18 protein-coding genes and 2 tRNA genes are annotated in these 22,024 nt (G+C 68.3%); 10 read left to right on the top strand and 10 right to left on the bottom strand.

What is annotated here, in order from left to right:
- Nucleotides 1-8: 8 nt before the first annotated feature.
- Nucleotides 9-80: transfer RNA gene (locus POL67_RS31865), tRNA-Val, on the bottom strand.
- 284 nt (nt 81-364) lie between these two features.
- Here POL67_RS31865 and yajC point away from each other — a divergent pair.
- The 6 genes from yajC (at nt 365) to POL67_RS31835 (ending at nt 8,136) form a co-directional block, all read left to right on the top strand.
- A complete protein-coding gene (gene yajC / locus POL67_RS31860; protein ID WP_271924003.1) occupies nt 365-793 on the top strand; it encodes a preprotein translocase subunit YajC in 429 nt (142 codons plus the stop codon).
- Between the two features lie 55 nt (nt 794-848).
- Nucleotides 849-2,996: a protein translocase subunit SecD gene (gene secD, locus POL67_RS31855; RefSeq protein ID WP_271924001.1), complete on the top strand. Its 2,148-nt coding sequence runs from the start codon at nt 849-851 to the stop codon at nt 2,994-2,996.
- Nucleotides 2,997-3,006: 10 nt separating this feature from the next.
- Entirely contained in the window at nt 3,007-4,263 is a 1,257-nt protein-coding gene (gene secF, locus POL67_RS31850) for a protein translocase subunit SecF (protein ID WP_271923999.1), read from the top strand.
- A 107-nt stretch (nt 4,264-4,370) separates the two neighbouring features.
- Nucleotides 4,371-6,185 (top strand): single-stranded-DNA-specific exonuclease RecJ, encoded by a 1,815-nt coding sequence (gene recJ / locus POL67_RS31845; protein WP_271923996.1) that lies wholly within the window; start codon nt 4,371-4,373, stop codon nt 6,183-6,185.
- An 11-nt stretch (nt 6,186-6,196) separates the two neighbouring features.
- Nucleotides 6,197-6,976, top strand: a complete 780-nt coding sequence (locus POL67_RS31840) for an ABC transporter ATP-binding protein (protein ID WP_271923994.1) — start codon at nt 6,197-6,199, stop codon at nt 6,974-6,976.
- Nucleotides 6,977-7,011: 35 nt separating this feature from the next.
- Nucleotides 7,012-8,136: an MlaD family protein gene (locus POL67_RS31835; protein ID WP_271923991.1), complete on the top strand. Its 1,125-nt coding sequence runs from the start codon at nt 7,012-7,014 to the stop codon at nt 8,134-8,136.
- A gap of 9 nt (nt 8,137-8,145) precedes the next feature.
- On the opposite strand, the gene pdxR is transcribed toward POL67_RS31835, so the two are convergent.
- Nucleotides 8,146-9,636 (bottom strand): MocR-like pyridoxine biosynthesis transcription factor PdxR, encoded by a 1,491-nt coding sequence (pdxR, locus tag POL67_RS31830; protein WP_271923989.1) that lies wholly within the window; start codon nt 9,634-9,636, stop codon nt 8,146-8,148.
- A gap of 90 nt (nt 9,637-9,726) precedes the next feature.
- On the opposite strand from pdxR, the gene POL67_RS31825 reads away from it, so the two are divergent.
- The 3 genes from POL67_RS31825 to POL67_RS31815 all read left to right on the top strand — a co-directional run bounded on the left by POL67_RS31825 (nt 9,727) and on the right by POL67_RS31815 (nt 12,236).
- The gene (locus POL67_RS31825) at nt 9,727-10,812 is read left to right on the top strand and encodes a GNAT family N-acetyltransferase (protein ID WP_271923986.1); all 1,086 of its coding nucleotides are present in this window, start codon (nt 9,727-9,729) and stop codon (nt 10,810-10,812) included.
- A gap of 25 nt (nt 10,813-10,837) precedes the next feature.
- A complete protein-coding gene (locus POL67_RS31820) occupies nt 10,838-12,046 on the top strand; it encodes a pyridoxal phosphate-dependent aminotransferase (RefSeq protein ID WP_271923984.1) in 1,209 nt (402 codons plus the stop codon).
- A gap of 118 nt (nt 12,047-12,164) precedes the next feature.
- A tRNA-Val gene (locus POL67_RS31815) sits at nt 12,165-12,236 on the top strand.
- Nucleotides 12,237-12,432: 196 nt separating this feature from the next.
- Here POL67_RS31815 and POL67_RS31810 read toward each other — a convergent pair.
- Nucleotides 12,433-13,434 carry a hypothetical protein gene (locus tag POL67_RS31810; RefSeq protein ID WP_271923982.1) on the bottom strand — a complete coding sequence of 334 codons (1,002 nt, stop codon included), beginning with the start codon at nt 13,432-13,434 and terminating at the stop codon, nt 12,433-12,435.
- A 191-nt stretch (nt 13,435-13,625) separates the two neighbouring features.
- Nucleotides 13,626-15,233, bottom strand: a complete 1,608-nt coding sequence (locus POL67_RS31805) for a TIGR02266 family protein (RefSeq protein WP_271923980.1) — start codon at nt 15,231-15,233, stop codon at nt 13,626-13,628.
- A 243-nt stretch (nt 15,234-15,476) separates the two neighbouring features.
- Here POL67_RS31805 and POL67_RS31800 point away from each other — a divergent pair, with 243 nt between their 5' ends.
- The gene (locus POL67_RS31800; RefSeq protein ID WP_271923978.1) at nt 15,477-15,833 is read left to right on the top strand and encodes a PilZ domain-containing protein; all 357 of its coding nucleotides are present in this window, start codon (nt 15,477-15,479) and stop codon (nt 15,831-15,833) included.
- 79 nt (nt 15,834-15,912) lie between these two features.
- On the opposite strand, the gene POL67_RS31795 is transcribed toward POL67_RS31800, so the two are convergent.
- The 6 genes from POL67_RS31795 to POL67_RS31770 all read right to left on the bottom strand — a co-directional run bounded on the left by POL67_RS31795 (nt 15,913) and on the right by POL67_RS31770 (nt 22,022).
- Nucleotides 15,913-16,470, bottom strand: coding sequence for a hypothetical protein (locus tag POL67_RS31795; protein ID WP_271923976.1), 558 nt, complete (start codon nt 16,468-16,470; stop codon nt 15,913-15,915).
- Between the two features lie 145 nt (nt 16,471-16,615).
- Entirely contained in the window at nt 16,616-18,373 is a 1,758-nt protein-coding gene (locus POL67_RS31790; protein ID WP_271923974.1) for an early set domain-containing protein, read from the bottom strand.
- A 54-nt stretch (nt 18,374-18,427) separates the two neighbouring features.
- The gene (locus tag POL67_RS31785) at nt 18,428-19,639 is read right to left on the bottom strand and encodes an OmpA family protein (RefSeq protein WP_271923971.1); all 1,212 of its coding nucleotides are present in this window, start codon (nt 19,637-19,639) and stop codon (nt 18,428-18,430) included.
- Nucleotides 19,636-19,917, bottom strand: a complete 282-nt coding sequence (locus POL67_RS31780; RefSeq protein ID WP_271923969.1) for a DUF4398 domain-containing protein — start codon at nt 19,915-19,917, stop codon at nt 19,636-19,638. Before POL67_RS31780 ends, POL67_RS31785 begins: the two co-directional genes overlap by 4 nt.
- A gap of 216 nt (nt 19,918-20,133) precedes the next feature.
- Nucleotides 20,134-20,796, bottom strand: a complete 663-nt coding sequence (gene lexA, locus POL67_RS31775) for a transcriptional repressor LexA (RefSeq protein ID WP_271923968.1) — start codon at nt 20,794-20,796, stop codon at nt 20,134-20,136.
- 107 nt (nt 20,797-20,903) lie between these two features.
- The gene (locus tag POL67_RS31770; RefSeq protein WP_271923966.1) at nt 20,904-22,022 is read right to left on the bottom strand and encodes a type IV pilus twitching motility protein PilT; all 1,119 of its coding nucleotides are present in this window, start codon (nt 22,020-22,022) and stop codon (nt 20,904-20,906) included.
- Nucleotides 22,023-22,024: the final 2 nt, after the last annotated feature.

Below are 22,024 nucleotides of genomic sequence, written 5' to 3'. Positions count from 1 at the left end.
AAACTTTGTAGGCGCGGCCGGGTTCGAACCGGCGACCCCTACCGTGTCAAGGTAGTGCTCTACCACTGAGCTACGCGCCTGTACCGCTTCCTCCGCCGCCCGCCGATGTGCGGTGCGTCGAGGGAGGCGCATCGGTACCAGGCCCTTTCGAGTCGGTCAAGAAAAAAAACGAAACCGGGTGTGCCGAGGAGGGGTGCCGGGACGGTTGGGCCGGGAGGCAAGGGTAGGAGGAGACCATTTGTTCCAGGGTCTCCGGCCGTTCCTTGCATGAAACTGCGATCGTGGGTATGGACGGCCGCTTTCCGAATGATCGGGGGCTCGCATTCGGGGAGCCAAGCTTCGTCCCCGTGGAGGTTACCGCCTCGTGACCACGCTGTTTTTGTCTCAGCCGACCACCGTCTCCCCGGGCCAAGGCGCCCCGCCCGCGCCCGCCCCTGCCCAACCTTCCCAAGGCGCTCCCGCGCAGGCCCCCGAGGGCGGCGGCGGTGGAGGGCAGCCCTTCGGTGGGATGACGATCCTCTTCTTCCTGCTGCCGCTGCTCTTCGTGTTTCTGATGACGCGGAGCCAGTCGAAGAAGCAGAAGGATCTCGAAGCCGCCTTGAAGCCCGGGGACAAGGTCGTCACCCAGGCAGGGCTCATCGGGAAGCTCATCGAGGTCGGCGACAGGACCGTCAAGCTGGAGATCGCGCCCGGCGTGAACGTGCAGGTCCTGAAGGGGGCCATCCAGGGCGTCGACGGCGAGCCGAAGCCCGCCGCCGAGGCGAAGGACAAGGCGCAGGAAAAGAAAGCGTAGCGCGCGCGCTTCGGCTAAGAAGGGCTCGCGACCGCCCCCCCGAGTCGACCCTCCCATGATCTACAACATCCTCCAGTACGCATTCGCTGGCCTCGGCGCGCTGTCCCTCGGGCTCGGCGCGTGGCAGAGGTCGAAGCGCGGCGTCTTCCTCATGTCGGCGATCGCCTCGTTCTGTGCCGCGATCGCCGCGCACTACCACGTGTTTTGGGCGACCGCGACCTTCGGGCTCTGCGTCCCGTGGGCCCTGCTCTGCGCGCTGAACACGATCGACCTCTCGTGGCGCGTCAAGATGGGGTTCGTCCTGTTCCTCGCGCTAGGGTCGTGGCTCTGCATCTACCCGACGTACTCGGATGAGCGGTACGGCCGCATCGATCGGTCGGGCCTCGGGCCCGAGGAGCGCGCGAAGGTCGAAGAGGACGCGCGCGTGGGCAACCGCGGCGTGCGCGAGTGGCTGCTCTCGAACATCGAGTTCCGCCTCGTGCGCGGCCTCGATCTGAAGGGCGGTCTTCGGCTCGTCTACACGGTCGACGTCGACGAGGCGATCAAGGACAAGCGCGATCGGTACTACGACGAGCTGCGCCAGGCGCTCGTGCGCTCCTACGGGATCATCGGGGCGGAGCAGCAGGCGTCGGTCGAGGATCTGAAGAAGCTCACCGGCAAGGCGCGCGTCGAGAAATCGCGCGACAACGTCGGCACGCTCTTCATCAACTTCGAGGACGCGGCGGACGCGGACAAGGTGAACGACGAGTTCATGCGTCCGTTCCAGGAGATGCAGCGGCAGTTCTCGTCGGATCGGAAGCGGGTCACGCTGCGGATCAAGGGCGACGTCGAGAGCCAGATTCGCGACAAGGCCGTGGCGCAGGCGAAGGAGACGGTGCTCCGCCGCGTCGACAGCATGGGCCTCAAGGAGGCCGGCGTCACCACGCGTGACGAGGACATCATCATCGAGATCCCGGGCGACAACGATCAGACGTTCGCCGAGATCCGCGACATCGTCAGCCGCACGGCCCGCCTCGAGTTCAAGCTGCTCGACGACGAGGTGAACTACTTCGAGGCCGAGGTCCGCAATCCCAAGAACAAGGAAGTGAAGGGCCTGCGCTTCCAGCAGGAGCAGGTCTCGGTCGGCCCCGGCAAGCAGAAGGTCAACTACTACGCGGTCCTCGAGCACATGGAGGGCGAGGACATGCGCCAGGCGCTCGAGCGCCTGCGGGAGTGGGCCACGACGCTCTCGGTGCCGGACGATCACGAGATCGGCTTCGGCAAGTACCAGGCCTACAACGAGGAGAAGGACCTCGTCGAGGACGTCGGCTGGAGGACCTACTACCTCTTCAGCAAGGCCGAGATCACCGGCGACATGGTGAGCGACGCGCAGGCGATGCCCGATCCGAGTGATCGCGGGCTCGGCGGCTGGCTCGTGCAGATGAAGATGACGAGCGTCGGCGGTGATCGCTTCGAGGACATCACCGAGAAGAACGTGAAGCGTCGCTTCGCGATCATCCTCGACCAGAAGGTCGAGAGCGCGCCGGTCATCCAGACGAAGATCCCGGGCGGCGTCGCGACGATCACGATGGGCTCGGCGAACGTCGACCAGCAGGTGACCGACGCGCGCAACCTCGAGCTCGTGCTGCGCTCGGGCGCGCTGCCCGCGCCGATCTCGCCTTCGAACGAGCAGCGCATCGGTCCCTCGCTCGGTCAGGACGCGATCGTGCAGGGCGCGAAGGGCGGCCTCGCCGGCGTCGTCCTCGTGCTCCTGTTCATGCAGATCTACTACAGCCGCGCGGGCGCGATCGCGAACATCGCCGTGCTCTTCAACATGGTGCTCCAGGTGGCGATCCTCGCGATGTTCGGCGCGTCGATGACGCTGCCCGGGATCGCGGGCCTCGTGCTCACCGTCGGCATCGCGGTCGACGCGAACGTGCTCATCAACGAGCGCATCCGCGAGGAGCTGCGGCAGGGCAAGAGCCCGCGGGCGGCGGTGGACGTCGGCTACGACAAGGCCTTCAGCGCCATCCTCGACGGCCACGTGACCACGCTGATCTCGGGCCTCATCCTGGCGCAGTACGGCTCGGGTCCCATCAAGGGCTTCGCCGTGACGCTCATCGTGGGCATCGCGGTCAGCCTGTTCACCGGCGTTGTCTGCACCCGGCTCATGTTCGACTGGGCGGTGCGGGCTCGCAAGGTCAAGAAGCTCTACCTCGGCTGAGGCGCAGCACATGGAATTCATCAAGCCTGGACGACAGTTCGATTTCATGGGCAAGCGCTGGCTGTTCATCGGCCTCAGCGCGCTGCTCCTGCTCGCCTCGATCGTCACCTTCTTCAAGCCGGGGCCCCACCTCGGCACGGACTTCAAGGGCGGCACGGAGCTCGAGGTCGCCTTCCTCAAGGCGACGGAGGCGGGCGACGTCCGCGCGGCCGTCGAGTCGCTCGGCTTCGAAGCGCCGGACGTCATCCGCGTGAAGGACAGCGGGGCCGAGGACACGCACCGCTACCTGATCCGCGTGCAAGAGGTCAGCGCCCTCGGCGAGGAGCAGAAAGACGCGATCCGGCAGAAGCTCTGCACCCTGCCCGAGGGCACGGCGCCGAGCGCGGATTTCGAGGCGCGCTGCCCCGCGAACGCGCGCGCCAGCGAGATCAAGTTCAGCCCCGGCGGCGACAAGGTCACGATGCGCTACGAGGTCGAGCCCGACCTCGCGGCCATCCGGGCCCAGCTCACGGGCATCCCGGGCGTGGAGCTGCGCACGGGCGAGAACAACCCCGTCGTGGTGAGCGCGCGTGACCACAAGGTCGAGGCGCAGCTCAAGTCGCGTGGTGATCAGCTCCTCGACGGTCTGCGCGGCAAGCTCGGCGCCGACCGCGTGCCCGAGCGCGCCCTGCGCGTCGAGTGGATCGGCCCCAAGGCAGGCGCGCAGCTCCGCGACGCGGCCATCAAGAGCGTCGCGATCGCGATCGTGTTCATCATGGCCTACATCGCGTTCCGGTTCGATCTCCGGTTCGCGCCCGGCGGCATCCTCGCCCTCGTCCACGACGTCGGCATCGCGCTCGGGGCCATGATCGTCACGCACCGCGAGATCACGCTCTCCACGGTCGCCGCGATGCTCACCATCGTTGGTTACTCGATCACGGACACAGTCGTCGTCTACGACCGTATCCGCGAGAACCTGACGAAGCACCGGAACATGTCGTTCTCGGCGATCATCAACCTGTCGATCTCCGAGATGCTCGGCCGGACGATCATCACCTCCGGCGTGACGGCGCTCTCGATGGTGTGCTTCCTCGTGTGGGGCACCGGCGTCATCAAGGATTTCGCCTTCGCCCTGCTCATCGGCATCCTGGTCGGCACGTACTCGTCGATCTATGTCGCCGCACCGTTCACCGAGTGGATCGACCGCAGGTTCTTCGGCGGCCAGGCGACGGCCCAGAAGAAGATCACCCGCACGAAGGCCGTCAAGCGCGCCGACGCGGTGGTCTAGTCCTCGCTCTTCCCCGTCATCCACGACGCCCCGCGGTGCGCTCCACCGCGGGGCGTTTCGTTTTTCCAGGAACAGCGCGCGCCAAGCGATGAGGTTTTCCGACCGGCATGGACTCCGGACGGGGGCTGCGCTACGCGTGGACCTCACGGATGCTGAGCGACGCCGCGTGGACACAGGCGACGGATCCCGAGGCGCGTGGCCTCCACATTCCGGTCGCCGCGGCGAACTTGGCGCGCGAAGGCGCGATTCGTGATCCGGGCGAGGCGTCCGTCGAGGCGCTGGAGCTCTCGCGGGCGCTCGGGCTCTCGATCACGGTCGCCGACGCCTTGTTCCGCGCGGGGCGCCGCGCCGATGCCGAGACGCGTCTTTTCCTCGATCCGCGCCTCGCCCACCTCACGCCGCCCGATGCCATGGCGGATCGCGAGCTCAGCGCCGATCGCCTCGCGCGAGCGATTCGTGCCCACGAAAAAGTCGCGGTCTTCGGCGACTACGACTGCGACGGGATCACCTCGTGCGCGATCGTGACCGAGGTGCTCCGCGCGCTCGGCGGTGACGTCGTGCCGCTGCTCGCGACGCGCAAGGACGGGAGCTACGGCTTCAACGCGAAGGCGCTCGAGCGCGTGCGGAAGACGGGCGCGACACTGCTCGTCACCTGCGACTGTGGATCGAGTGATCACGAGCGGCTCGCCGCGGCGAGGAGCTACGGCATCGAGACGCTCGTGATCGATCACCACCTCGTGCCCGCGGAGCCCTTGCCTGCGCTCGCGTTCTTGAACCCGCATCGACCCGAGTGCGGCTTTCCGTTCAAGGGGCTCGCGTCGTGCGGGCTCGCGCTCTCGCTCGGCGCGGCGGTGCGGCGGGCGCTCGGCGCGAACCTCGACATGCGGCAGTGGCTCGATCTCGTGGCGATCGGGACCGTGGCCGACGTGGCGCCGCTCGTCGGCGACAACCGCGCGCTCGTGCGGGCGGGGCTCGCGGTGCTCAGCCAGGGCATGCGGCCGGGCCTGCGGGCCTTGGCCGAGCTCGCGCGGCTGGATCTCGGCCAAGGCGTGAGCGCGGACGACATCGCGTTCCGCGTCGCGCCGCGCCTCAACGCGCCGGGCAGGCTCGACGATCCAGATCTCTCGCTCGCGCTCCTGCTCGAACGCGACAGCACGCGCGCGGCCGGGATCGCGGCGACGATCGAGCAACTCACGGCGCAGCGGCGCGCGATCCAGGAGGAGATGATCGGGCAGGCCCTGCGCGAGATCGAGGCGAACGGCTGGGCGAAGGAGCCGGCGATCGTGCTCGCGCGCCAGGGGTGGCACCCGGGGATCGTGGGGATCGTGGCGGGCCGTGTGGCGTCGAAGTTCGGAAAGCCCACGATCGTCGTGGCGCTCGACGGCGCTGGGGGGCGCGGATCGGTGCGCGGGCCGATGGGGTTTCCGCTACACGATGCGCTCGTGCTTTCGCGCGCTGAGCTCGTCGGGTTCGGCGGGCATCAGGCCGCGGCGGGCGTCGAGGTGCGGGCGGATCGGGTCGAGGCGCTGCGCGCGCTCTGGTGCGACGCGGCGATCGCGCTCGGCGCGCTGAACCTGGGCCCGCTCGAAGGGGAAGCGGACGTGCGCCTCGACGATCGCGACGAGCCGGCCGTGGTGGCGCGTGATCTCGAGCGGCTCGAGCCTTGCGGGCAGGGCAACCGGGCGCCGCGGGTGCTCGTGCGTGGGGCGCCGGTGCGCGTCTCGCGCGTGATCAAGGGCCACCTCAAGCTGGAGATCGCGCTCAAGCGGCACGTGATCGGCGCGTTCGGGTACGAGCTCGGGTCCCTTTCGAGTGGCCTGTCGGGCGGGCGCGTGGACATCGTGGGTCGGCTCCGGCGCGACACGTTCCGGGGCGGCAGCGCGGTCGAGATCCGCATCGATCGCGTCGAGCGAACGAGCTAGGAAGGATGACCGTGAGCGAGCCGATCATCCGGTTCCGGGACGTGCGCAAGGCGTTTGGCCCGAAGGTCATCTACCGCGGCTTGAATCTCGAGGTGTTCCCCGGTGAGACGCTCACCGTCATCGGCGGCTCGGGCGTGGGCAAGAGCGTGATGCTGAAGCTCTTGATCCGCCTGCTCGAAGCCGACGGCGGCTCGATCACGTTCCACGGCGAGGACATCACGAAGATGAAGGAGGCGAAGGCACGCCTCATTCGCCGTCGGATCGCGATGCTCTTCCAGGGCGCGGCGCTCTTCGACTCGATCTCGGTGGGCGAGAACGTCGCTTATGGGCTGCACGAGCACTATCGCGACGAGATGACCGAGACGCAGATCGCCGAGCGCGTCGACTGGGCGCTCTCGCTCGTGGGGCTGCCGGGCATCGAGGCGATGCGCCCCTCGGACCTCTCGGGCGGCATGAAGAAGCGCGTCGGGCTCGCGCGGGCGATCGCGGTGCAGCCCGAGGTCTTGCTCTACGACGAACCGACGACCGGGCTCGATCCGATCAACACCGAGCGTATCAACCACCTGATCCGTGGGCTCAAGAAGGCGCTCGACGTGACGAGCATCGTGGTCACGCACGACATGAAGAGCGCGTTCACGATTTCCGACCGCATGGCCATGGTGCAGGCGGGCGAGATCATCCTGTCCGGGCGGGTCGAGGACTTCCAGCGATCCACGGATCCGCGCGTGAAGAACTTCATCAACGGCATCGCCCCGGTCAACGAGGACGTCGAGACGCTCCTCCGTGCGTGACGAGCGGCGCTTCTTCGCGCAATATGGGGGAGCAGATGAACAGGTCGCGCGACGTCAAGGTCGGGCTCTTCGTGCTGGCGGGACTGCTCTTCTCCGCGCTCGTGATCTTCTTGATCGGCGATGAGCGGCGTTTCTTCAGCTCGTCGGTGAAGTTCACGACGACGTTCTCGGACGTGCAGGGCCTCAAGCCCGGCGCGCCGGTTCGCATGGGCGGCATCGACATCGGAAATGTGAAGAAGGTCGGCTACCGGCCGGGCCAGGCGGAGGCCGTCGTGTACGTCGAGCTCGACGTCGTGAAGGCCGAGGCCGAGCGCATCCGCAAGGACAGCGTGGCGCGTGTCGCCGCGAAGGGCCTGCTCGGCGACAAGATGATCGAGATCTCGAAGGGCAAATCGCCGGAGGCCGTGCCCCCGGGCGGCGAGATCCTGAGCGAGGAGCCCACGGATCTGATGGGCATCGCGCAGGGCATGACGTCGAAGGCCGACGCGGCGCTCGGCAACATCTCGAAGATGAGCGAGAGCCTCGCGGACGAACGCTTGCACCAGGATCTGCGCGGCAGCGTGTCGTCGATGAACAAGCTGCTCAAGGACGTGGCCGAGGGGGATGGCTACCCGAGGAAGTTCCTGACGGACAAAGAGGAAGCCGAGCGCATCTCGCGCACGCTGCAGAACCTCGATCGGGCGAGCGCGGAGCTCGCGCTCACGTTGGCCGAGGTGCGCGGCGTGGTGACGCGCGTGAAGTCGGGGCCCGGCTTCGCGCACGACGTGATCTACGGCGACGGCCCGCAGAAGGAGATCGCGCAGTTCGGCGCGGCGGCGGGCGAGGTCGCGTCCACGCTCAAGGGCATCCGCGAGAGCGACAGCTTCGCGCACGACGTGCTCTACGGCGGCAAGGGCAACGGCGCCGAGGCCCTGGCGAACGTCACGGCGATGACCGCGGATTTGCGGGCGATCGTCGCCGACGTGCGCAAGGGCAAGGGAACCGTGGGCGCGCTGCTCGTGGATCCCTCGATTTACGAGGACGTCAAAGCGATCGTCGGCAACGTGAGCCGCAACGACATTCTTCGCGCGCTCGTGCGTTACTCGATCAAGCACGACGAGAAGAAGCCGGGCGTCGACGTGACGCCGGGCAAAGAAGAGCCGGCGGCGCAGAACAAGTAGATAAGCACTTCATGAAGCGGCCCGCGTGGCGCGCTTCGTGGGCAGGGCCGCGCGGAGGCGCGCGACGCCCTCGTGGATCTCGCGCTCGTCGAGCGCGGCGAAGCCAGCCCGGAAGAAGGGGCGCGAGCGGCCGTCGAAGGCGAAGCGGCGTGCAGGGTGGATGACGACGCCCCGAGCGAGGGCGCGCTCGGCCCAGGCGTCGACGTCGAGCCCAGGCGCGACACGGACCCACATGGCCATGCCGCCAGGCGGCGGAGCGAGCTCGACCGCGTCGCCGAGGCTGCTCCGCAGCGCCTCCGTGAGGATGTCGCGCCGCGCCTGGTAGATGCGGCGCATGCGGCGCGCGTGGCGTTGCACCTCGCCGTCTTCGAGCAGCTCGGCCACGGCGCGTTCGAGCGCGAGATCGCCTTGCCGATCGACGAACGTGCGAATCGCGGCGAGGCGCTCCACGAGCGGCGCGGGCGCGACGACGAAGCCGATGCGCAGGCCCGGCGCGAGAATTTTCGAAAGTGTGCCGATGTAGACGACGACGCCTGCGCGATCGGCGCTCGCGAGCGGCAAGACCGGGCGGCCGTCGTAGTGGAACTCGTGATCGTAGTCGTCTTCGAGGATCGCCATGCGGTGCGTACGCGCGAGATCGAGGAGGCGGATGCGGCGCGCCGGCGAGAGCAGGGCCGTTGACGGGTACTGGTGATGCGGCGTGACGTAGACGGCGCGCACGGGTTCGCGGGCGACGAGCGCGGCGAGTGCGTCGATCGAGAGCCCCTCTGCGTCGACGGGGAGCGGGACGAGGCGCGCGCCCGTCTGCGCGAGCGCTTCCCACGCGGGGCGATATCCGAGCGCCTCCACCGCGACCACGTCGCCGGGCCCGAGCAACGCGCGTGCGCAGAGATCGAGCGCCATCTGGCTGCCACGCGTGACGAGCACGTCCCCTGCCGTCGCGCCGAGGCCTCGCACGGACGCGAGCATGTCCGCGAGCGCCGCACGAAGCCGTTCGTCCCCGCGCGCGTCGCCGTACTCGAAGAGACGTCGTGCCGATCCACGCAGCACACGCCGGTACGCACGCGCGAGCACCTCGGTGGGCAGGAGCCGCAGATCCGGCATGCCCCCGGAGAACACGATCGCGTCGGGTGGGGCCTCGGTCGCCCAGCCTGCGGCAGAGACACGCGCCGGGAGCTCAAAGCCAGCGCGCGCCGCGATCGTGCCGGGCGTGGCAGTCGAGGCGCGGCGCCGTGGGACGTCGGGCATCGTGGTGGAGACGTACGTCATCGTCGCGCTGCGGGTCTCGACCCAGCCTTGCGCGGCGAGCTCGCGGTACGCCGCGACCACGGTGTTGCGATGGACGCCGAGGGATCGCGCGAGCGCGCGGCTGCCCGGGAGCGCGGCGCCGGGCCGGAGCCTCCCGCGGCGGATGTCCTCGATCAGGGTGCGCGTGATCTGCACGAAGAGCGGGACGTCGGGGGAGGGATCCAGGGCAAGCTCGAAGGGATACTCGCGCACCCGACTGGTCTACCCGATTTCTCGGAACTGGTCCTTCTCGGGGTACCAGCTCCGGCCCACCCTCCGGCCATGCGTAGGGAGATCTTACGAATGGATCGCACGAGCGCGGCAGCGCTGCTCGTGCGCGCGCCCGTGGTGCACCTCGCCTCGACGACGCCTGAGGGCGAGCCCGTGCTGCGCGTGGTGCACGGCGTCGTCGTGGGCGATCACCTGCTCTTTCACGGCGCGCCCGCCGGCGAGAAGATGGACGTCCTCGGCAGGCGCGCGGTGATCTCGGCCGAGGAGATCGTCGCCTCGATCCCGAGTTATTTCGTCGATCCAGAGCGCGCCTGTCCGGCCACCACACTCTACCGCAGCGTGCAGGTGCACGGCACGATCGAGCGCATCGAGGCGCCGCACCGGAAGGCCGAGATGCTCGCGGCGCTCATGAAGAAGTACCAGCCCGAGGGCGGCTACGTGCCGATCGACGCCGAGCATCCGCTCTACAAGAAGGCCATCGCGGGCGTGCTCGTGCTCGGCGTCTCGCTCGAACGACTCGATGGAAAAGCGAAGCTCGGGCAGAACCGCACGCCCGTGGAGGTCGGTCGTCTCCTCGATCTGCTGTGGGCGCGGGGCGCGCCGGGCGACGTCGCGGCGGTTGATCTCGTGCGCGCGTCAAACCCCGCCGTCGCGGTGCCGTCGTTCCTCGAAGCGCCCGCGGACGCGACGCTCGTGTGTGCGATGGGGGAAGGGGATGCCGACGCGGCGACGGCCCTCCTGATCGGTACGTACTGGTGCGTGGACACGACGGCCGAGCGCATCCGGAAAAGCTTGCTTGGTTCGTCCGCCTGGGTCGGCGCGCGGGATCGTTCGGGCACGCTCGTGGGAACGGCGCGGGCGATCGCGGACGGCGCACGGCGTGCCTGGATTTACGACGTGATCGTCCACGACGCGTGGCGGGGCCGCGGGCTCGGCCGCGCGCTGATGCGGCTGCTCCTGGATCACCCGGCGGTGCGCAGCGCGGAGACGGTGCTCCTGCGCACGCGGGATGCCATGGGGTTCTACGAGCCGTTTGGCTTCCGGACGCGGCACGTGCACCGGACGGAGGGGCCGGAGATCCACGAGATGATCCTCGCGCGAACGGGAGCGAATCGAGAGCCCGTCTGTCCGCTTGCGTCGGCAAGGAAAGGCACGTAGTTCAGGTGAGAAGGGTCCCCTAGAGATGCCTCGAAAGCTCGCTGATCGTCTCTCCGCCGTGGCCCCGAGCGCGACGCTCGCGATGGCCGCTCAGGCCGCTCGCCTGCGCAGCCAGGGCTACAAGGTCTACCCCTTCAGCGTCGGGGAGCCCGACTTCGAACCGCCGCGCCACGTGCTCGACGCCGCGCAGGCCGCCATCGACAAGGGCGTCTCGCACTACACGGCCGTCACGGGTACGCCCGAGCTCAAGGCCGCCATCTGCGCGGCCACCGAGCGCGACCGCGGCTACCGCCCCGCGCCGAACGAGATCACGGTGTCGTGCGGCGCGAAGCACGCGCTCTTCAACGTGGCCCTCGGCCTCTACGAGCCCGGCGACGAGGTCGTGATCCCCGCGCCGTACTGGGTGAGCTACCCCGAACAGGTCCGCATCGTCGGCGCCACGCCCGTGATCGTCGAAACGCGCGAGGACCAGGGCTTCCGCATGGATGCCGCGTCGCTCGAGCGCGCGATCACCGAGCGCACGAAGGCCATCATCCTCTGCACGCCCTCGAACCCCACGGGCTCGGCCTACGCGGAGTCGGATCTGCGCGCCCTGCTCGACGTCGTGCGCCGCCACGACCTCTGGCTCGTCGTCGACGAGATCTACGCTGACCTCACCTACGACGGCTTCCGCCACGTGTCGGTGCCCGCGATCGCCGAGGATCTACGGAGCCGTACGATCGTGATCTCGGGCGTGAGCAAGACGTACGCGATGACGGGATGGCGTATCGGCTGGAGCATCACGCCGCCGGAGCTTTCGAAGGTGCTCGACATCGTGCAGAGCCAGAGCACGACGAACGCGGCCGCCGTCGCGCAGGTCGCGGCCGCCGCCGCGCTCTCGGGCCCGCAGGACGCGGTGCGCGACATGCGCGACGCCTTTGCGAAGCGCCGCGATCGGATGGTCGAGGGCCTGCGCAGCATCCCCGGCGTGCGCTGTAGGATGCCCGAAGGGGCTTTCTACGCGTTCGCCGATGTCCGGGGCCTCTACGGCATTCCGTACAAGAGCGGCACGATCCAGACCGACCTCGACGTCGCGATGTGGCTGCTCGAAGAGGCGCACGTCGCGAGCGTGGCGGGCACGCCCTTTGGCGCGCCGGGCTACGTGCGGTTCTCGTACGCTTGCTCGGAGAGCGACATCGACGGCGGGATCGAGGCGATCCGCGCGGCCGTCACCGCGGCCCGCGGCGGCGGCTGAAACTTCCGAGCGTCCCCATCATCAAAACACTTGTCGAACGACATGGCTTGAGCTAGTCATGTCGCCGTCGTCGAGCCGCGGCGCAAGGCGTGACCCACGCCCCGCCAAACTCTCGAATGGGCGCATAACTCAGCGGTAGAGTGCATCCTTCACACGGATGAAGTCACAGGTTCAAATCCTGTTGCGCCCACCCCGCACCCAGCCTCGTTGATCTTGCTCCTCCGGGAGCCCTCGCGAGGCACCAAGCAATACTCTTCTGCATCAACCGCATCGCGGTTGATGCATCAAAGGTCCAGGGCTGGCCCTGGTCCGGGTCGAGGGGTGGACAACCCCTCGTCGGGTCCGGGGTGAAACCCCGGCGCTGCCGCTGCGAAGCGAGCCCCCGCTCAGTTACCCGAAGCGCTCGCCTGCTCCACGCGCTTCGTGATCGCATCGATCGTCGCGCGAAGGTCCTTGCGATCGCCGAGGCACGCGAAGCAGTCGGTCTGGCGGTGCCAGCTACAGCCTTTCGTCGCCAGGAGCGGCTTCAGGTGCGCGAGGGCGCGGTCGTCGCCTTCCTTGGCCGCGCGCGCGAAGAGCTTCTTGCGATCACAACCCGTCGCCGCGCGAAGATCGTTTGCGATGAGGAGCCCAGGCCCGGCGATCTCCTTGACCTGGGGATCCGTGAACAACCTCGTCGCGCGCTCCTTCGGAAACTTGCCGAGCCCTGACGCGCTGAGGAGCTCGTAGAGCAGCTCGGGGCCACGCGCGCCCATCTCCTTCCCCATGATGTCGAGTGCCGTCGCCGCGACGTCCACCGGCCCGTTCGCCACGAGCAAGAGCGCCTGCTTGACGTCCGGATCTCGCGCCATGTCCGGCGCGACTGCGAGGAGCTTGCGCACGGTCGTCATCGACTTGGCGTAGTTCGCCTTGTCGCGCGTGTACGCACTGACGAGCGCCTTGAGCACCGCGGGATCCTCGGGATACCGCTCCGCGAGCGTCGCGAGCGCAGCCGGGCCCTTCTCCCGCGCTGCGCTGAGCTCCTCCGCCGATGCGTGATCGTTTGCCGCTGGCGTCGGCTCCTTCGTCACGACCGGCGTCGACGCCGCGATCACCGGCGCTGCATCCTGCGCCGAACCTGCGTCACTCATCTCCGCCACGGACGAACTCTGCTCGAGCGCGTCGATCGGCCCCGTGCCGCGCAACATGACCGCGAGCACGACGATCCCCACGACGCACACGAGCCCCACGCCTGCGAGGATGACCGCTTGTACGCCTCGGCGCGTTGGCGGCGCAGGCCGCGCGCGCGGCGCCTGTCCGGGCAATGCCGGCGCGTACAACGTGGCTGCCTCGGCGATCACGCCGCGCTCTGCGCCCTGCCTGGAACCCGACGACCCAGCGCCGCTCATTCAGGTCCGCATGATACGGGCGAGACGCGGCGCGCACCAAGCAGCTCGACGTCGCGCTAACGGATGGACACGATGCGTCCGCCCGCGCTGCGAAGCGCGAGCGGGCACGGGGTCGCGAGGAGGAATCGGAAGGGGAGGGTGAGGGGATTGCGTGAACCGCGGGCGGCCGGCTCACAGCCGCCTCACGGGGATCACTCGTAGTCGTCGCCGCCCGAGGGGGGCTTGGGCGCCGGGGGCGGCGGCTTCGGCTTCTCGGTCTCGGCAGGCGCCGCCGTGGGCTTCGGCTCTGCCTTGGGCTCGGCTTTCGGCTCTGCCTTGGGCTCCGTCTTCGTCTCCGTCTTCGGAGGCTCCGCGGCGGGCGCCGCCGACGCGGGAGGCGCTGCTGCGCTCGCCGTCGTGGAGGGCGCTGCGTTCGCCGAGGACGAAGGCTCCGGCGCCGCTGACGCCGAGGCCGCGGGCACGACCTCCGGGGTCGGCGCGGTCGTCGGCGTGGCCTTGACCTCGGGCTTGACCGTCGGCTGGACCTGCGGGGTGGGCGGGGGCGGCGTCTCGTTCTTGCTCTGGCCGAGCGCGAGGAAGAGGCCACCGCCGATCGCCGCCGCGATGAGCAGGATCGTGAGGATCCGGCCGCCGCCGCCGCTGCTCTCCTCGACGGGCTCGGGGGGCGGAGGCGCTGCCTTCGCCGCGGCCGCCTTGGGCTTGGCGCCGCCGCTCTTGCCTTCCCCTGCCTTCGCCTTCGTGCCGCGGACGTCGACCGTCTTCGCCTCGCGGCGATCGTCGCCCTCGCTCTTCTTCGTGGTCGACGCGGCCTTCGTCTCGGACTTCTTCGAGACCGGCTTCTCGGAGTCGGCCTTCTTCTCCTCGGCCTCGGCCTCGGGCTCCTCGGCCTTGGCTTCGGCCTTGGGCTCCTCGGCCTTCTCCTCGGCCTTGGGCTCTTCGGCCTTGGGCTCTTCGGCCTTGGGCTCTTCGGCCTTGGGCTCCTCGGCCTTTGCTTCGGCCTTGGGCTCTTCGGCCTTTGCTTCGGCCTTGGGCTCCTCGGCCTTCTTCTCCTCAGCCTTGGGCTCGGCCTTCTTCTCCTCGGCCTTCGGCGCTTCCTTGGCGAGCTCGATCTTGCCGCCGCTCACGTCGTCGAGCGAGCTGCCCGTGCCTGCGAGCGCTTGCTTCAGGAGCTCCGCGGCCTGGCGCATCACGGTGCGCTCCTCCGGCGGCGGCATGTCCTGCTCGGGCGTGGTGGACGGGAAGAATCCCCCGCCGCCGCTCGACTCGCTCTTCTTCTCGTCGCCCGTCGTCGGCTTGCCTGCGGCCTTCGCCGCGGCGCCGACCGCGCCGAGCCCGAGCATCGTCGACGCGCGCGGACCGGTCTTCGACGCGGCCGCAGCGGGCGCAGGCGTCGCGGCTCCATCCCCGTCGTCGCTCGTGCCTTCGGGTTTGCCCGCGTCGTAGGCGTTCGGGCCACCCTTCTGGTTGTCGACGAGGCGCTGGATCATCGCCTTCGAGTCGTCGTCGATCTTGATGAACTTCACGCCCATGCCGCCGGGCGACCCATCGGTCGACTGATCCGAATCGCGCTTCCAGACGACGCGGCCCACGCCGCTCAGCACGGACTTCTCCTCCTGGATGCGGATCTCGAACTTGAGCAGCGTCCCCGGGGGGAAGGGCGACGGCGTCTTGATGAAGATGCCGCCCTTGCTCACGTCATGTGAATGGTTCTCGATGAACTCGTCGACGGTGGCGCTCTTGTAGCGCACGGTCATCGAGAGCACCTTCGCCCGCGGGTCCTTACGAGTGTCCTCAGCCATCAGGGTAGAGCTCCCATCTCGATCAACGAAGGGTCGCTCCGGGTTGCCCCGGCGCGAGCAGCGGCGCGGATGTTACCTTGAGGTCGCACACAAACCCAACTACGTTGTAACGGCCTCCGGCCGGAAAAAGTTTTCCGTGCCTCGATTGCACCGAGGCGTCCGCACGCTCGGGCTCGCTCGCCGATCCCGCGGATCGAGCGGCCCGCGTATGTGTCGCCTCTACGATAGAGATATCATTTCCGCATGTCCGTTCGGGACCACTTCCGCGCGCACGGACGAAAGCGCATGGAGCTCGAGGCGACCCTCCTCGACCAGGAGGGCCGCGCCCGCGGCGTCACCATCCGCGACCTCGGCCTCGGCGGCGCCGGGATCGAGGTCCTCGAACGTGACATCTCTGCAAACGCAGGAAACGAGCTGACCCCCGATACGTCCGTCACGCTGGAAGTGACGACGCCGTCGTTATGGGACCCGCTCCGCTTGAACGGCACCGTCGCCTGGATCCGCCGCGGCACGCCGGGCGGACGTCGCACCCGCGTCGGCATTCGCTTCGAGCACCACGACGCAGGCACGCTGCTGGCGTTGTTCCAGATCCTCTCGTAGCTACGCGCGCAGGCTTCACAAGGCGCGGCGCGCGGACGACACGAGCCTCGATGTGGCGCGTCGCGCGATCGTTTTGATCTCAGGAGAGCAGCGGCGCGCGGTGCCCTTCCTGGTTGTAGCGGATGGCGTAGAGGCCGCCGAAGAGCGCGGACACGCCGATCGCGAACACCCAGAACAGAGGCGCGAAGATCAAGAGCGGGGCGAGCAACTTCCCGAACACGATCACGAGCAGCGACGCGGGGAGCACCACGCGCAGCGGCGCGGCGTAGGCGAGCCCGATCCCCGGGATGAGCGCGCCGAGCACGACCGCGAGCGTCACGCTCTTCTGCGGGGTCACCTGCAGGCTCGGCCGCATGTACGTCACGGGCGTGATGCTATCGATCGGCTTCGGCTTCGGCTTCGCGGCGCGTCGGCGCGCGAGCGGCGCCGACGTGGAGAGCCCGACGACGCGGTAGACGACAAAACCTTCGTTCTCGTCGACCTCGAGATCGAGCAGCCCCTCGCGAGCCATCCTGTCGAGTCCTCGCTGCACGTGCGCGGGCGGCGTCCGCAAGTGCGCGACCACGTTGGCCACCGTGAGCCGAACGCCGCGGCTGCCGAGCTCGATCACCTCGATCTGGAAATTCTCGTAGCTCACCTACGATCTTCTAGCGCTCGCTGGCGGAGGGCGCAGCGCACCGAAGTTCGTTGGTGTACGGACGAATTTTTGTGGAGGAGGTCGGTCGCGCGTAGGTTGGGGGCGAGAGCTGCGCGAGCGCAGCGACGCCCCCAAGCACGAACGACTAGAACGCGAAGACGGGGCCGACGGACGGCGCGATGACCACGGCGAACGTGGTCAGCATGAACATCGCCTTGATCTCGGCGGTCACGCCGAAGTTCGGCGTGAAGGCGTAGGTCGCGCCGGCGCCGAGCGAGACGAAGTTGAGGCCCGCGATCTGGTAGGCGTCGAGGTCGCGGCTGACCGCCGGCGTGCTGCCGGGGCAGGAGTCGTCGGACGGATCGATCGGGTCCTCGCCGTTCTTCAGCAGCTTGTCGCAAACGGTGACGGGCACGGCCGCCGAGACCTTCGCGAGGCCTACGCCGAGGAAGCCGAACGGACGGATCTGACCCTGCTCGAACTGGCTGCCCATGAACGAGTACCAGGCGCGCAGCTCGCCGTGGATGGGCGGGAAGTTGACCATCTCGGGGTGCAGCGCGTTCGGCGGCGCCTGATCCGACGAGGGATGCCCGCCGAACGCGATGCCGAAGCGCAGGCCCGCGCCGAACGTGCCCGAGCCGATCTTGGCGAGCTCGCGATCGTACGAGGCGAAGACGCGGCCGCCGGCCGGCGCGAAGCCGCCCTGGATGCCGTTCGTGCCCTGCGCCGAGATGGGATCGCCGAAGAAGCGATCGGTGCCGCCGGGGTAGAAGCAGTAGTACGTGTCGTTGTCGCCGGAGCAGACGTTCTCGGCGCTGTTGATCAGCATCAGGTCGAGCTGGCCGCCGATCCCGATGATGTTCTTCTTGCCCTTGCCGGCAGGCTCGGGGCCGTTGTCACCGCCCTCGCGCTTGCCCTCTTCGCACTGGCCGTTCTGGCAGATGAGCCCGGCCTGGCACTCTTGATCGGCCTCGCAGGTCGCGCCCCAGCCCTTCTCGCCGCGCTTCTCTTGGTCGTCTTTTTTCTCGCAGCCCGGCAGGCCCGGCGGGCAGTCTTCCTTCGCCTTGCACTGCTTCGGGGGCTTCTTGCCCGGGAGCGAGGGCTCGTCGCCTTCGAGATCACGCTTGATCGGGACGCGGTACGGATCCTTCTGCGAGCCCGCCTTGAGCTGCTCGCCGCCGTCGTCCGTGACCACGATGTAGTACTTGATGTCGCCCGTCGTGGTGACGTCCGCGCACGGGATCTCCGCGCCCCAGCCCTTGCCGACGCGCTGCATCTCCAGCGAGATCCACTTCGAGGCGCCGAACGGCTTGTACCGGAGCGTCGCCTTCGCGACCGTGACGTCCTCGCCGACCTCGATGAACACGGGCACCGGCGTGTTGACCGCCTGCTCCGCGATCGGCGTGTGCTCGAGGTCGCCGCCGGGCTTGTCGCCGCCGTCCTCGCCGCCGTCCTCGCTGCTCGGCGGGGGCTTCGACGGGGGCTTGCTCGGCTTCGCCTGCTTCTTGGCCTCCTCGAAGGCCTTCGTCAGCTCGGGCGTGGTGAGCGACTCGATCAGCGTGGCGGAAGGATCGGCCTTGAGGGCTTCGATGAACTCTTCCTTGGCCTTGTCGAGCTTGCTCGAGCCGCCATAGACCGTGCCGAGCGCGACGTGGAGCTTGCCCAGAACCTTTGGGCTGCAACCATCGTCGCCGCACTTCTTCAGCGCGTCCTTGAGCTTTTTCTCGGCCTTGTCGAACTCGACGGCGAGGTAATCCTCGTCCATCGCCTGGTCGTGGAGCTTGAGGGCCTCTTTGTCCTTCTCGCCTGCCGCGAAGGCCGTATCCGAGTAGCTACAGAGGCCACCCATGATGACGGCGGAAAGCGCAAAGGCAGCGAACGACCCAAACGGACGAAGATACACGGCGGTCTGTCCTCCGGGAGGAGCGATGGGGGAGGGCTGGTCGGTACCGAGGTTCTACTTCTGACCTTCGGTCCGGACAAATTGCACGCGTCGATTGAGCGCGCGATTTTGATCGGTCGTGTTCGGAACGATGGGGATCTCCATACCGTAGCCGTGCGACGTGAGCCGGCTCGGGTCGATACCCTTCGCGACGAGGTACTTCAAGACGGCCGCGGCGCGGCGATCCGAAAGTTTCTTGTTGTACGCGGCTGCGCCCTTGTTGTCCGTGTGACCCTGGATCTCGATCTTGATCTTCGGGTTGTCCTGAAGAACTTGCGCCACCGCGTCGAGGATCGCGTAGCTGTCGGGCTTGATCTTGTCCTTGTCGAACTCGAAGTGGATCTGCTGGGTGATCTTGATCTCCTTCTCCGTCACGATGACGAGAGAAGGCTTCTTCGGGCACCCAGGCTTGTCGCCGCCCACCACGCCAGGCTCGTTCGGGCACTGGTCCTCGAGATCCGGGACCGTGTCCTTGTCGTTGTCCGGCTCGGGGCAGCCGTCGACGTCCTCGTACCCGTCCGGATCCTCGGGCTCGTTCGCGCAGCTCTTGCCCGTCGAGGGATCCTTGTCCGCGTCGTCGAGGATCCCGTCGAGGTCGTTGTCGAGCTCCGGACAACCATCGTCGTCCAGGTAGCCGTCCTTGTCCTCCGGCACGAGGACGCAGCTGTCCTTCGCGTTCGGAATGCCGTCGCCATCCGTGTCCGGATCGTCGGGGCAGCCGTCCTCGTCCTGGAAGCCGTTCCACGTCTCGGCCTCGCACGGGCACTTCGTGTCCTGCGGATCGAGGTACCCGTCGCCGTCGCAGTCGCCGGGAGGCGGCGGCGGCGGGGGCGGCGGCGGCGGCGCCTCGTCCTCGACGAAGCCACGCTCGGCGCACTTCTGCGGCGGCGAGAGATCATAAGCCGCGTGCGCGTTTGCACGCGCGATGTCGAGGTGCGCCTTCGCCTTGAAGAGGAAGCCCTGATCGAGCTCCGTCTCCGCGAACGTGAGGTGGCTCTTCGCCGTCGCGAGCTCGCGCGGCGCGCAGCGGATCGCGCCGTTGCGCTCAGCCTGCCCCGCGACCTTCGTGAGGCCCTCGATGTCGCCGCGCATGACGGAGACCTGCGAGCACGAGGCCTGACCGATCGCCATGACGACGAGCGCCGGGAGCGCCCAGCGCCCGTACGAACGATCCGCCGGACGACGCGCCGGCTTCTGCATCTTGGTAGCGCCGCGCGTGCTCTTCATCGGCCCGATCCCTCGTGCGCCTGCTTCGCGAGAACGATGGCCTTCTCGGCGTACTCTTCGGCCGTGTTCGCGAACTTGATCGCGTCGCCGTAGTCGGCCGTCGAAGCCTCTTCCATGGCCTTGTGAAGGTGCTCCTTCGCGGTCCAGAACTCGTAGGGCGCGTAGCGCTCGGCGCCGAGCGCCTCCGCCGTCTCGAGCTTCGAGGAAGCGCTGCTCGAGGTGATCGCGTAGATCGAGCCACCACAGCCGGTCGCGCCGACGAGGGAGAAAACCCCCATCGCTGCCAGCACCCACGCTCCACGCATGGGGCTCCGGGTCGCCTCTTGGCGCCCTCCGCCCCAAACCCCGATTCGGAACCGCCGCACGTGCGCCTTCACGATCGCGTTCTTTCTGGAGCGACGACGGAACCGATCCGTCGCTCCCATCCGTGCCCCGGACGCTACCAAGCGTGCGCGCCGCGCGTCAATGCCAGTGTGCGAGCGCGCGGGACGCGGTCAAAGTCGGCGGAAGACGGAGACCACGACGCCGAGCAGCATCGTCGGCTTGAAGTCCGAGGCCCGCACGAGGATGGGGGCCATCTTCGCGTTCGCCGGCTGGAACCGGACGTAGTCCTTCTCGGGGAAGTAGTACTTGACCGTCGCCTCGTCCCCGATGAGCGCCACCACGATCTCACCGCGCTGCGCCGTGGGCTGGCGACGCACGAAGATGTAGTCGCCGTTCAGGATGCCGGCCTCGATCATCGAGTCGCCCGTGACCTTCAAGCCGAAGATCTCGCGGCCACCACGGACGAGCATCCGATCGATGCGGACCGTGTCGATGACGTGCTCCTCGGCGAGGAGCGGCAGGCCCGCGGCGATCCGGCCGACGACCGGGACCTCGAGCATGTCGTCCTCGGGCGCCTCGGACATCGCGAGCGGCTCGTCTGCCCGAACGTTCGCGGCGGACATGTCCTTCGGCCGCAAGGCGCGGCTCTTCATGTCCTCCCGCGTCAAGTACCCCTTCCGCTCGAGCGCGCGCAGATGGTCGTTCACCCCGTTCGTGGAGCGAATCCCCATGTGCGCGCCGATCTCCCGCAGCGTGGGCGGGTACCCCCGCTCGTTGATGGATTGGCGGATGTAATGCAGAACCTGCTGTTGGCGCTCGGTGAGCCCTTGCATCGCGGCGCCTACCCTACTGAACGGGCGGTGGGGTGTCAAAATTCCTGCTTTGTTTCTTACGGGAGAGATTCGGCGCCTCGCGCGCGAGGCTGGATCCGTCGGGCTCGTCAGGTCGCGGGGCCACGGCGGACGGCGCGCCCTTCGATCATGGCGCGCAGCTCCTCCATGTCACCGGCGTGGGCGAGCGCGTCTTCGAGCGAGATCAGACGGCGCTGGTAGAGCCCGTGAAGGCACTGGTTCATCGTCTGCATGCCGCTGCCTGCCTGGCCGACCTGCATCTGCGAGTAGATCTGGTGGAGCTTGTCCTCGCGGATGAGGTTCCGGATGGCCGCGTTCGGCACCATGACCTCGAGCGCGAGCGTGCGGCCTCCGCCGATCTTGGGGACGAGCTGCTGCGTCATGACGGCCGCGAGCGTGAAGCTGAGCTGCGCGCGGACCTGCGACTGCTGATGCGCGGGGAAGACGTCGATGATGCGGTTGATCGAGGAGACCGCGCTGTTCGTGTGCAGCGTGGCGAAGACGAGGTGGCCCGTCTCGGCGATCGTCAGCGCGGCCTCGATGGTCTCGAGATCACGCATCTCGCCGACGAGCACGACGTCCGGATCCTGGCGGAGGATGTACTTGAGCGCGTCCTTGAACGACGCCGTGTCGGCCCCGACCTCGCGCTGGTTCACGACCGAGAGCTTGTGGTTGTGGATGTACTCGATCGGGTCCTCGACCGTGATGATGTGCAGGCGCTGCTCCGAGTTCACCTTGTCGATGATGCTCGCGAGCGTGGTGCTCTTGCCGGAGCCGGTCGGTCCCGTGACCAGCACGAGGCCGCGTGGCTTGTTGGCGATCTCGGAGGCCACGGGCGGCAAGCCAAGATCGTCGAAGCTCAGGATCTTGAAGGGGATCTGGCGGAACGCGCCCGCGACGGCGCCGCGCTGCATGAAGATGTTCGCGCGGAAGCGGGAGATGCTCGACAGGCCGAACGAGAGGTCGAGCTCGTTCTTCTTCTCGAAGACGAGCTTCTGATCCTCGCTGAGGACCGAGTAGCAGAGCTCCTTCGTGTCTTCGTCGTTCAGCGGCGGGAGCTTGAGCGGGACGACCGAGCCGTCGATGCGCAGGAGCGGAGGCGAGTTCCGCGTGATGTGCATGTCGCTCGCCCCCTTGTCGACCATGACCTTGAGGAGCTGCTGGATCGTGTAACGAAGGGGCTCGCGCCCCGGCGTCTCCGCGCTCATCG

This window comes from Polyangium mundeleinium, from assembly GCF_028369105.1.
Lineage (GTDB): Bacteria > Myxococcota_A > Polyangia > Polyangiales > Polyangiaceae > Polyangium > Polyangium mundeleinium.
This window is presented reverse-complemented; position numbering and strand designations above follow the sequence as displayed.

Bases quoted from the DNA above. Each gene is read 5' to 3' on its own strand.
- secD (WP_271924001.1), top strand. From the start codon at position 849: ATGATCTACAACATCCTCCAGTACGCATTCGCTGGCCTCGGCGCGCTG.
- secF (WP_271923999.1), top strand. From the start codon at position 3,007: ATGGAATTCATCAAGCCTGGACGACAGTTCGATTTCATGGGCAAGCGC.
- recJ (WP_271923996.1), top strand. From the start codon at position 4,371: ATGGACTCCGGACGGGGGCTGCGCTACGCGTGGACCTCACGGATGCTG.
- POL67_RS31835 (WP_271923991.1), top strand. From the start codon at position 7,012: ATGAACAGGTCGCGCGACGTCAAGGTCGGGCTCTTCGTGCTGGCGGGA.
- POL67_RS31825 (WP_271923986.1), top strand. From the start codon at position 9,727: ATGGATCGCACGAGCGCGGCAGCGCTGCTCGTGCGCGCGCCCGTGGTG.
- POL67_RS31820 (WP_271923984.1), top strand. From the start codon at position 10,838: ATGCCTCGAAAGCTCGCTGATCGTCTCTCCGCCGTGGCCCCGAGCGCG.
- POL67_RS31810 (WP_271923982.1), bottom strand. From the start codon at position 13,434: ATGAGCGGCGCTGGGTCGTCGGGTTCCAGGCAGGGCGCAGAGCGCGGC.
- POL67_RS31805 (WP_271923980.1), bottom strand. From the start codon at position 15,233: ATGGCTGAGGACACTCGTAAGGACCCGCGGGCGAAGGTGCTCTCGATG.
- POL67_RS31800 (WP_271923978.1), top strand. From the start codon at position 15,477: ATGTCCGTTCGGGACCACTTCCGCGCGCACGGACGAAAGCGCATGGAG.
- POL67_RS31785 (WP_271923971.1), bottom strand. From the start codon at position 19,639: ATGAAGAGCACGCGCGGCGCTACCAAGATGCAGAAGCCGGCGCGTCGT.
- POL67_RS31780 (WP_271923969.1), bottom strand. From the start codon at position 19,917: ATGGGGGTTTTCTCCCTCGTCGGCGCGACCGGCTGTGGTGGCTCGATC.
- lexA (WP_271923968.1), bottom strand. From the start codon at position 20,796: ATGCAAGGGCTCACCGAGCGCCAACAGCAGGTTCTGCATTACATCCGC.
- POL67_RS31770 (WP_271923966.1), bottom strand. From the start codon at position 22,022: ATGAGCGCGGAGACGCCGGGGCGCGAGCCCCTTCGTTACACGATCCAG.